The organism is Halomonas rhizosphaerae (genome assembly GCF_030012485.1).
Taxonomy (GTDB): Bacteria; Pseudomonadota; Gammaproteobacteria; order Pseudomonadales; family Halomonadaceae; genus Halomonas; species Halomonas rhizosphaerae.
In genome coordinates, this window is sequence record NZ_JASCQQ010000016.1 from 1 (window position 1) to 9,141 (window position 9,141).

The 9,141-nt window shown below is 65.8% G+C and carries 11 protein-coding genes; 8 read left to right on the forward strand and 3 right to left on the reverse strand.

Features of this window, described 5'->3' with window-relative positions:
- Positions 1-120 precede the first annotated feature (120 nt).
- The 7 genes from QLQ86_RS08285 (at position 121) to QLQ86_RS08315 (ending at position 6,144) form a co-directional block, all read left to right on the forward strand.
- Positions 121-666 (forward strand): c-type cytochrome, encoded by a 546-nt coding sequence (locus QLQ86_RS08285; protein WP_282734281.1) that lies wholly within the window; start codon positions 121-123, stop codon positions 664-666.
- A 101-nt stretch (positions 667-767) separates the two neighbouring features.
- Positions 768-1,595, forward strand: coding sequence for a quinoprotein dehydrogenase-associated putative ABC transporter substrate-binding protein (locus QLQ86_RS08290; RefSeq protein WP_282734280.1), 828 nt, complete (start codon positions 768-770; stop codon positions 1,593-1,595).
- Positions 1,585-2,232 (forward strand): hypothetical protein, encoded by a 648-nt coding sequence (locus QLQ86_RS08295; protein ID WP_282816542.1) that lies wholly within the window; start codon positions 1,585-1,587, stop codon positions 2,230-2,232. Before QLQ86_RS08290 ends, QLQ86_RS08295 begins: the two co-directional genes overlap by 11 nt.
- Before the next feature lie 114 nt (positions 2,233-2,346).
- Positions 2,347-3,537 (forward strand): ABC transporter substrate-binding protein, encoded by a 1,191-nt coding sequence (locus QLQ86_RS08300; RefSeq protein ID WP_282816543.1) that lies wholly within the window; start codon positions 2,347-2,349, stop codon positions 3,535-3,537.
- A gap of 80 nt (positions 3,538-3,617) precedes the next feature.
- Positions 3,618-4,544 (forward strand): PQQ-dependent catabolism-associated beta-propeller protein, encoded by a 927-nt coding sequence (locus QLQ86_RS08305; protein ID WP_282816544.1) that lies wholly within the window; start codon positions 3,618-3,620, stop codon positions 4,542-4,544.
- Positions 4,545-4,552: 8 nt separating this feature from the next.
- Positions 4,553-5,344 (forward strand): ATP-binding cassette domain-containing protein, encoded by a 792-nt coding sequence (locus QLQ86_RS08310; RefSeq protein ID WP_282816545.1) that lies wholly within the window; start codon positions 4,553-4,555, stop codon positions 5,342-5,344.
- Positions 5,335-6,144 carry an ABC transporter permease gene (locus QLQ86_RS08315; RefSeq protein ID WP_282816546.1) on the forward strand — a complete coding sequence of 270 codons (810 nt, stop codon included), beginning with the start codon at positions 5,335-5,337 and terminating at the stop codon, positions 6,142-6,144. Before QLQ86_RS08310 ends, QLQ86_RS08315 begins: the two co-directional genes overlap by 10 nt.
- A 61-nt stretch (positions 6,145-6,205) precedes the next feature.
- On the opposite strand, the gene QLQ86_RS08320 is transcribed toward QLQ86_RS08315, so the two are convergent.
- The 3 genes from QLQ86_RS08320 to QLQ86_RS08330 form a co-directional block, all read right to left on the reverse strand.
- Positions 6,206-6,553, reverse strand: coding sequence for a c-type cytochrome (locus tag QLQ86_RS08320; protein WP_282816547.1), 348 nt, complete (start codon positions 6,551-6,553; stop codon positions 6,206-6,208).
- 63 nt (positions 6,554-6,616) lie between these two features.
- Complete coding sequence (locus QLQ86_RS08325; RefSeq protein WP_282734273.1) at positions 6,617-6,982, reverse strand: hypothetical protein; 366 nt, start codon at positions 6,980-6,982, stop codon at positions 6,617-6,619.
- Positions 6,983-7,093: 111 nt separating this feature from the next.
- A complete protein-coding gene (locus QLQ86_RS08330; RefSeq protein WP_282734272.1) occupies positions 7,094-7,984 on the reverse strand; it encodes a LysR family transcriptional regulator in 891 nt (296 codons plus the stop codon).
- A 125-nt stretch (positions 7,985-8,109) separates the two neighbouring features.
- Between QLQ86_RS08330 and QLQ86_RS08335 the strand changes: the two genes are divergently transcribed.
- Positions 8,110-9,141 (forward strand): S-(hydroxymethyl)glutathione dehydrogenase/class III alcohol dehydrogenase (locus QLQ86_RS08335; RefSeq protein WP_282816548.1); only part of this gene is annotated, 1,032 nt, incomplete at its 3' end.

A 9,141-nucleotide genomic window follows, 5' to 3' on the forward strand; every position in this document is an offset into this window, starting at 1 on the left:
TGAAGGTCTCGTGCCATCGACGTTCCGGTTACCGAATCCCCCACCACAAGGTGGCCCACGCCGGTGGAGCCTGCCCCAGGTTCACTGCTGCACTACCGGCGCATCGCACAAGGAGATCGCATGATCTTGATCAGGACCCCGCGACAGTTCGGTGTCGAGGCCCTCGGCACTCTGGGCATCATGTTGCTCGCGGCCGGGGGGCTCTCCGCCCATGCCGCCGGCAACGGTGAGGAGACGGCCTCGGCGAAGCCGGAGGCCGGCCCCGGGAACTATACCGTCATCGACGGCAAGGTCGATCAGGGCACCTACGATGGCTACATTGCCTACACCCGTTCCTGCATGGCCTGCCATGGTCCTGACGGCTTGGGGTCCTCCTTTGCCCCGAGCCTGATCCAGGCCGCGGAGCGGCGCAACTTCGGGGAATTTTCCAACACCATCGTCAGTGGTCTGGAACTCCAGCCCGGCAGGGTCATGCCTTCCTTCGCCGACGACGAGTACGTGCTGAGCAATATCGAGAACATCTACAGTTACATGAAGGCACGCGGTGCCGGGGACCTGGACCGGGGGCGTCCCAGGGTGATCGAGGAGGAAGCAGACGAGGAGGAACAAGACGAGGAGGAACAAGACGAGGAGGAAACGCAGACGAGCAACGAAGAGCAGGATTGAGGTGGCCAGTGCCCCTGGCTTTTTGGACGAGACAACGGCGGTCACGAAGCAAGACCGAGGGGGAGCGAATGCGTGTCGACACCTGGTGGGGGAGACGGGGCATGGCGGGCCTGCTGGCTGGCCTGGCCATGTTCGCCAGTGACGTACGGGCCGACCTGCCTGAACAGACGCAACGTGACCAGCTGCGTGTCTGTGCCGACGGCAACAACCTGCCCTTCACCAACGAGGCGGGCGAAGGGTTCGAGAACCGCATCGCCGAGCTCCTGGCCGATGACCTGGACCTTCCCCTGGAGTACGTCTGGGCCCCCCAGGTAATGGGTTTCGTGCGCAACACCCTGGAGCTGCGCCTCTGTGACGTGATGATCGGTGTCGCTGCCGGCTATGGCTTCGTGCAAAACACCAACGACTACTATCGTTCCATCTATTCTCTGGTGGTGCCCGCGGACTCCGATCTGGCCGTGTCCTCGCTGGATGATGAGGCCCTGAAGGGTCGACGTGTCGGCGTCGTCTCCGAGACCCCTCCGCTGGTGCCGTTGCGTCGTGTCGGCGCCCGGGTGGAGGGGTACGCGCTGCAGACCGATACCCGGGCCAGGACGCCGGCCAGGGAAGCCATCGAGGACGTGGCCGCCGGCAGGACCGAGGCCGCGGTGCTCTGGGGGCCGATCGCCGGCTACTACGCGGCACGCCAGACACCGCCGCTTGAGGTCGTCCCGCTGGTCGACGACGACACCGATGCCCGCCTGGATTACCGCATCACCATGGGCGTACGGCAGGGAGAGCCGTACTGGAAGGACACCCTCAACGACTTCATCGAACGGCATCAGGACGAGATCAATGCCATCCTGGTGGACTACGGCGTTCCGCTTCTCGACCGGCACGGCCAGTTGATCGACCCCCTTGCCGCCTCGGGAGGCCAGGATGACGAATGACATGCGGGTCATGGGCCTGGCGCTGGGCCTGACGATGACGATCCTGGGGCTCGGGATCCCGGATGCTCGCGCGCAGCGAGCCGCTACCGGGCCGCCGGATTGGCCCTGTGTGCAACGCCTGGTGCCCGAGCTGGCCTGGGGCACCATCTGGACCGGGCCGTCCCCCGAGGCACTGGAGCGGACATGGTGGGAGGACGAGGAGGTCGGCCACGTGGTGCGCTTCGCCACGGCTCGCGAGACCCCGCGTGACGAGGCCCTTGAGCGCGTGCGCGATTTCGTCGCGCAGGTGGCGAGCCAGCCGGAGGCCGAGCGCGAGGAGCGTCTGACGCTGCTGTTTGCCGGCCTCTTCGAGCGCGTCAATCGCGAACGCAGTCGTGTCATCGAACGCATCCGCAGTGCGTCGCGCGGCCAGGTCAAGCGGCTGGACCGGCTCGCGGAACTGGTCGATGAGCTCGAGGCCCGGCGCGCCTCGAGCGAGGCCAATGGTGGCGACATCGAGCAGCTGCGCCAGGAACTGCACTGGGAACAGCGAACCTTCCAGAAGCGCCAGCAGCTCCTCCCGGTTCTGTGCGAGAAACCCTCCCTGCTCGAGGAGGAGCTGAGCCGGATGGTGAGGGCGATTCGTGCCGAGTTGTAGAAGGCAGAAGAAAGAGCCGCAGGATGAACCAGGGATAAGAGGGGAGGCCAGATGCAGACATGCGATGACAGGATAACAGGGCCCTGTGCCAGGCCCCGAGCCGCAGGATGGCTGTTGCTGGGGCTGGCCGTGGTGGGCTTGGGGCTGCCTGGTCCGGCTGGCGCTCAGGAAGGCGACCAGCCGGCGGAGATCCTCACCCTGGGGTATCTGGGGCTGGAGCCTGATGACGAGCTGGAGCCCTTGTCGGTGCTCGACCCGGTCCTCGATGATGAAGGGCGGCAGGGGGCACGCCTGGCGATCAGCGACAACAATGCCTCCGGCCAGTTTCTGGGCCAGAGATTCGAATTGGTCGAAGCGACTGTGTCCCGCGACGGCGAGGTGCTCGAGGGCCTGGACGACCTGGTCGCACAGGGAGCCGACTGGATCGTCAGTGACTTGCCCCGGGAGGCCCTGGAGGAGGTGATGGACGCCTCGGCCCTGGGGGAGCGCGTGGTCTTCAATATCGTCGCCCCCGACAATGCGCTACGCGGGGAGGCCTGTCACCCCAACCTCTTCCATACCACCCCCAGCCGCCGCATGCTGGCCGATGCGCTGGCCCAGTTCCTGGCCTACAAGCAGTGGGATCGCTGGGCCCTGGTCTACGGCAATACCGACGAGGACCGGTTGCTGGCCGAGGCCTTTCGCGAATCGGCCAGGCGGTTCGGCCACGACATCGTCGGCGAGAAGATGTGGCCCCACGACCCCATGGCAAGGCGTGCCGAGGGGGGATTTCATGCCATACAGCGCGAGATCCCGGTCTTCGTGCAGGACTTCGACGAGCATGACGTGCTGGTCATCGCCGACGAGAACGACTATTTCGGCGAATACTTTCCCTACCAGGGCTGGCTGCCCCGGCCGGTGGCCGGTACCCAAGGCTTGATCGCCACCGCCTGGCACCGTGCCCACGAGTCCTGGGGAGGGGTGCAGTTGCAGCGCCGCTTCGAGGATCAGGCCGGGCGCTGGATGACCCCGACCGACTTCGCGGCCTGGCTGGCGGTGCGCTCGCTGGGGGAAGCCGCGGCGAGAACCGGCTCGGTGGCGCGAAGCGAGCTGCTCGACTACATGCTCAGCGAGGAGTTCGAACTGGCCGGTTACCTGGGGCTGCCGGTGAGCTATCGCACCTGGAACCACCAGCTGCGCCAGCCCATCCTGGTGACCGGACCGCGCATGGTGGCGTCCGTCTCGCCCCAGGAGGGCTACCTGCATCCGCGCTCCCCGCTGGACTCCCTGGGGGCTGACGAGGGGGAATCGACATGCCGTTTCTGATCGGATCATTCGTAGCCCGGGCGCGACACCTCGGTCGCCCGGTGCTCGGGCCTGCCCTCCTGGGAGCTGTCCTGACCCTGTTGCCGACCCTTGCCTTGGCCGAACGCGTCTTCGTCTCCAACGAGAAGGACAATACCGTGTCGGTGATCGACGGCGAGACCCTGGAAGTGATCGAGACCATCAAGGTAGGGCGTCGGCCGCGTGCCATGGCCTTCAGCAGCGACGGCAGCGAGCTCTTCGTGGCGGTGGGCGATGACGAGGCCATCGACATGATCGATCTCGAGTCATTGAAGGTGGTGCGAAGCCTCTCCTCCGGCGAGGACCCCGAGGTGATCCGGGTCGACCCCAACCGCCCCTACGTCTATGTCTCCAACGAGGACGACAACATCGTCTCGGTGCTGGATTACGAGCAGCGCAGGCTGGTGACGGAGATCCCCGTGGGGGTCGAGCCCGAGGGGGTGGGGATAAGCCCGGACGGCAAGTGGCTGATCGCGACCACCGAGACCTCCAACATGGCGCATATCGTCGACCTGGAGACGATGGAGGCGGTCCACCATCGGCTGATGGGGGCGCGTCCCCGGCATGCCGAGTTCACGGCCGATGGCGCGGAGGCCTGGGTCTCCGCGGAAGTCGGTGCCACGGTGTCGATCATCGACATGCAGGAGACCTTCGATGTCAGCCACACCATCCGCTTCGATGTGCCGGGCGTGCCCCGCGAGACGGTGCAGGCGGTGGGTGTGGCACTGACCTCGGACGGGCGCTATGGCTTCGTGGCCCTGGGGCCCTCCAATCGTGTCGCGGTAATCGACCAGCAGAGCTATGAGGTGCTCGACTACCTGCTGGTGGGGCAGCGTGTCTGGCACCTGGCCCTCAATGCCGACGAGAGTCGCCTCTATACCACCAACGGGGTGAGTGGTGACGTCACCGTGATCGATGTCGACGACCTCGAGGCGATCCGCTCGATACCCGTGGGCCGCTTCCCCTGGGGGGTCGTCGTCGAACCGTGACCCGGGCGATGGCATCGATAGGCGTCCTCGAGCGAGGCGAGCGGGCAGCGCCGCCGGGTGACGAGCCTGCCCTGAGGGTGCGGGACCTCGGGTTCAGCTACAGTGGACAGCCGGTGCTGGAGTCGCTCTCCTTCGACCTCCGGGCGGGGGAGTTCGCGGTGCTGCTTGGCCCCAACGGGGCCGGCAAGACCACACTGTTCTCCCTGATCACCCGGCTCTACGCCTATCGCCAGGGGCGGATATGCATCGGCGGCCATGACCTGAGCCGCCATTCGGTCCAGGCCCATGCCCGGATGGGCGTGGTGTTCCAGCAGCCCACCCTGGATCTGGACCTCACCGTCAGGCAGAACCTGACCTATCATGCCGCCCTGCACGGCATGGCACCGGCCGAGGCGAGGCGGCGTGCCGTGCTGCAGCTTGCGCGTGTGGAGATGCCGGAGAGCCTGCGACAGCGCGTCCGCCATCTGTCCGGGGGCCAGCGTCGACGCGTCGAGATCGCCCGCGCTCTGCTGCACGAGCCTCAGCTGTTGCTGCTGGATGAACCTACGGTGGGGCTCGACATCGCGTCGCGTCGAGCGCTTGTCGACCATGTGCATCAATTGTGTCGGGACCAGGGCGTGGCCGTGCTGTGGGCCACCCACCTGATCGACGAGGTCCATCCCGGCGACCGCGTGATCGTGTTGCATCGTGGCCGGATTCGCGCCGATGGCAGTGTCACCGAGGTGGTGTCACGAGCCGGCAGTGCCTCGATCGGCGACGCCTTCGACCGATTGACCCATGGGGCAGACCGATGCAGCTGACGAGCTACGGGCACTGTCTTCGCGGGGTGGTCAGCCGTGAGCTGCTGCGCTTCGTGCACCAGCGTTCGCGTTTCGTGGCCGCGCTGGTCAGGCCGCTGGTCTGGCTGTTCGTGTTCGCCGCCGGTTTTCGCATGGCGCTCGGTGTGGCCATGACCGAGCCGTATCAGACCTACGTCCTCTACGAGGTCTATATCGTCCCGGGGCTGGTCGGCATGATCCAGCTCTTCAACGGCATGCAGAGTTCGTTGTCGATGGTCTACGACCGCGAAATGGGCAGCATGCGTGTCCTGCTGGTCAGTCCCTTTCCGCGCTGGTACCTGCTGGTCTGCAAGCTGCTGGCCGGCACCCTGGTGTCGATCGTGCAGGTCTATGTCTTCCTGGCCATCGCCTACCTCTATGGGGTTCAGGCGCCGCTGGCGGGCTATGTGCTGGTGCTGCCGGCGCTGGTGGTGACCGGCTTCTTGGTCGGGGCCCTGGGCATGCTGCTGTCCACCTTCGTGCGCCAGCTGGAGAACTTTGCCGGCATCATGAACTTCGTGATCTTCCCGATGTTCTTCCTCTCATCGGCCCTCTACCCCCTCTGGCGCATCCGCGAGGGCAGCTATCTGGTCTACCAGATCGCTGCCCTCAATCCTTTCACCTATGCCGTGGAAATGATTCGTTTCGCGATGTACGAGCGATTCCATGCGGTGGCCATCTCGATCTCCCTGGTGACGGCGGTCGTGCTGCTCGGGCTGGCGATTCTCGCCTACAATCCGGCGCGGGGCATGATGGCGCGCAAGGGGGGAGGGGGCGAGTGATCGCCGGGAGACCAGGCGTTCTCTGGAACGTCGGCGAGCGCAGCCAGCGTTCGGACAATGCCTAAGGCGCTCCGACATGCCGTAGATAGTCGATCAGCGGCTGCCGGGCGTCCTCCGGCAGTCCCCAGAACACCATGCGCGTGCCGGTCAGGAAGGCGTCAGGGTCGGTCAGGAAACGGTCGAGGGCCTCGGGGGTCCACGCCAGCTGCGCATCCTGCAAGGCTCGTGAGTACTCGAAGTCCGCGACCTCACCGGCGTTGCGCCCGACCACGCCGTGCAGGCTGGGCCCTGCAATATGCCTGCCGGGAGTCAGCGAGTGACAGCCCCGGCACTGGTTGCGGAAGACCCGCTCGCCCTGGGCCAGCACGGCATCGTCTGCCGGCAAGGCGGGGGGGGAGACGAGGGTCATCAGCACGAGCCCTAGAGACGGCATCAGCCTGGGGACAGCCGGGACGTGGCGAATCATGCCGCCTCAGAAGCAGCGCAGGTCGGCTTCGGCCTGCACGCTGCGGAAGTGGTTCAGATCCTCCTGCATGCTGCGCTCCGTGCGAAACAGCATGCCCAGCTCGCCGGGCTGATCCTGCATGCTCATCACGGTCCTCGCCGCCTCGTAGTCCTCATGGGGCATGAGTTCGGCGATCACGTCGATGCTGCACGAGCACTTCTGCATCACCAGGTGGTCCTGGCCATTGGCGGCCATGCAGCCGAGTACGTAGTCGACGCGGGTTTCGGTGGGGTAGTCATTGGCCAGGGCCAGGGGGGCCGCGAGAAGCGCCATCGTGAACAGGGCCAGGGTGGCAAGCGGCGCGGCGCCCCTGCGCAAGTTGACGTTATCCATCCAGTACCTCTCAGGGGATGATGACGAAATGCCGGGGTCGGTCTTCCTTCAAGCTATGGCACTTTGCGGCTTTTTGCCAACGCCACCGAGACCATTGGAGCCTTGCCGGTCTCAGCGACGCACGGGGAGCAGTTCATCGATATGTTCGACCAGGTAGTCGATGAACTGGTGCACCTTGGGGGAGCGGTGGCGATGGCGCGGGTAGACGGCCCAGACCGCGGTATCGTCGTGCTGGTAGGCATCGAGTACCGATATCAGTTCGCCGCTGGCCAGGTAGGGATCCACGTAGTAGTCGGGGAGCTGGGCCAGCCCCAGACCCTTGAGGGCGGCATCCAGCAGGGCCGGTCCCGAGTTTCCCTCCCAGGGCCCTTCGACCCGGACCGCGCGGCGCACCCCATCGACATCGAACCGCCAGTGGTCGCGTGAGCCCACCAGGCAACGGTGGCGTGAGAGCTCCGACAGGGTATGGGGCTGGGGCATCCGGGTGAAATAGTCCGGGGAGCCGACCACGTACTCGTGGCGTTCACAGATGCGCCGGGCGATCAGCGTCGAGTCCTTGAGCGTGCCCATGCGGATGGCGATGTCATACCCTTCGTCGATGATGTCCACCTGGCGATTCGTGAAGTGCAGGCGGATCTCGAGCTGTGGGTGCTGGCAGAGGAAATCATTGATCAGCGGTGCGATGAAGCGCTCACCGAAGGTGGTCGCCGAGCTCAGCTTGAGCACACCCCGGGGCCGGGCCTGCAGGTCGTTGATCGCCGCCTCGGCCTCGCGAAAGCCGTCGAACAGGTGATGGCAGTGCTCGTAATAGAGGGCCCCGGCATCGGTGAGGCGAATCTGGCGAGTGGTCCGGTAGAGCAGGGTGGTCCCCAGCTGGTTTTCCAGCTGGCTGACCAGGCGGCTGACATGGGAGTTGGACACCTTGAGGTGTCGGGCGGCGGCCGCGAAGGTTCCCAGGCGGACCACTTCCACGAAGGCTTCGATCCTGTCCCAGCGTTGCATCTTGACCTCTCCTGCGTGGACTGTTGCTCTGTGACAACAATGTCATGTGTTTGATGCAGTTTATCCCAAGGCGTCGAATTGCCTAGACTGTCATCAGGATCAACACACCGACCGAGGAAGATGCCATGAAGTCACGTGCCGCCGTCGCCATGGAAGCCGGCAAGCCCCTGGACCTGGTCGAGATCGACGTCGAGGGCCCCAAGGCCGGCGAGGTGCTGGTGAAGATCGCCGCCACCAGCGTTTGCCACACCGATGCCTTTACCCTCTCCGGTGCCGACCCGGAGGGCAACTTCCCGGCGGTGCTGGGCCACGAGGGGGCCGGCGTCGTCCAGGAGGTGGGCGAGGGCGTCACCAGCGTCAAGCCCGGCGATCACGTCATCCCGCTCTATACCGCCGAGTGCGGCCAGTGCAAGTTCTGCCTCTCGGGCAAGACCAACCTGTGCAGCGCGGTGCGCGCCACCCAGGGCAAGGGCGTGATGCCGGATGGCACCTCGCGCTTCTCGCTGGACGGCCAGATGCTGCACCACTACATGGGCACCTCCACCTTCAGCGAGTACACGGGGCTGCCCGAGGTCTCGCTGGCCGTGGTCTCCAAGGCGGCGCCGATGGACAAGATCTGCCTGCTGGGCTGCGGCGTGACCACCGGCATCGGCGCGGTGATGAACACCGCCAAGGTGGAGCCGGGCAGTACCGTCGCCGTCTTCGGCCTGGGCGCCATCGGCCTGGCGGTGATCCAGGGCGCGGTGATGGCCAAGGCCGCGCGGATCATCGCCATCGACGTCAACCCGGAGAAGTTCAAACTGGCCGAGCAGTTCGGCGCCACCGACTTCGTCAATCCCAAGGAGTACAGCGACCCCATCCAGCAGGTGATCGTCGACCTGACCGATGGCGGCGTCGACTACTCCTTCGAGTGCATCGGCAACGTCAACGTCATGCGCTCGGCGCTGGAGTGCTGCCACAAGGGCTGGGGCGAGTCGGTGATCATCGGCGTGGCCGGCGCCGGCGAGGAGATCAGCACGCGGCCGTTCCAACTGGTCACCGGGCGGGTCTGGAAGGGCTCCGCCTTCGGCGGGGTGAAGGGGCGGACCGAGCTGCCGGGCTACGTGGAGCGCTACATGAACGGCGAGATCAACATCGACGACTTCATCACCCACGAC

Coding starts and splice junctions, on each gene's coding strand:
- QLQ86_RS08315 (WP_282816546.1), top strand. CDS start 5,335: ATGCAGCTGACGAGCTACGGGCACTGTCTTCGCGGGGTGGTCAGCCGT.
- QLQ86_RS08320 (WP_282816547.1), bottom strand. CDS start 6,553: ATGACCCTCGTCTCCCCCCCCGCCTTGCCGGCAGACGATGCCGTGCTG.
- QLQ86_RS08330 (WP_282734272.1), bottom strand. CDS start 7,984: ATGCAACGCTGGGACAGGATCGAAGCCTTCGTGGAAGTGGTCCGCCTG.
- QLQ86_RS08290 (WP_282734280.1), top strand. CDS start 768: ATGGCGGGCCTGCTGGCTGGCCTGGCCATGTTCGCCAGTGACGTACGG.
- QLQ86_RS08310 (WP_282816545.1), top strand. CDS start 4,553: ATGGCATCGATAGGCGTCCTCGAGCGAGGCGAGCGGGCAGCGCCGCCG.
- QLQ86_RS08295 (WP_282816542.1), top strand. CDS start 1,585: ATGACGAATGACATGCGGGTCATGGGCCTGGCGCTGGGCCTGACGATG.
- QLQ86_RS08325 (WP_282734273.1), bottom strand. CDS start 6,982: ATGGATAACGTCAACTTGCGCAGGGGCGCCGCGCCGCTTGCCACCCTG.
- QLQ86_RS08285 (WP_282734281.1), top strand. CDS start 121: ATGATCTTGATCAGGACCCCGCGACAGTTCGGTGTCGAGGCCCTCGGC.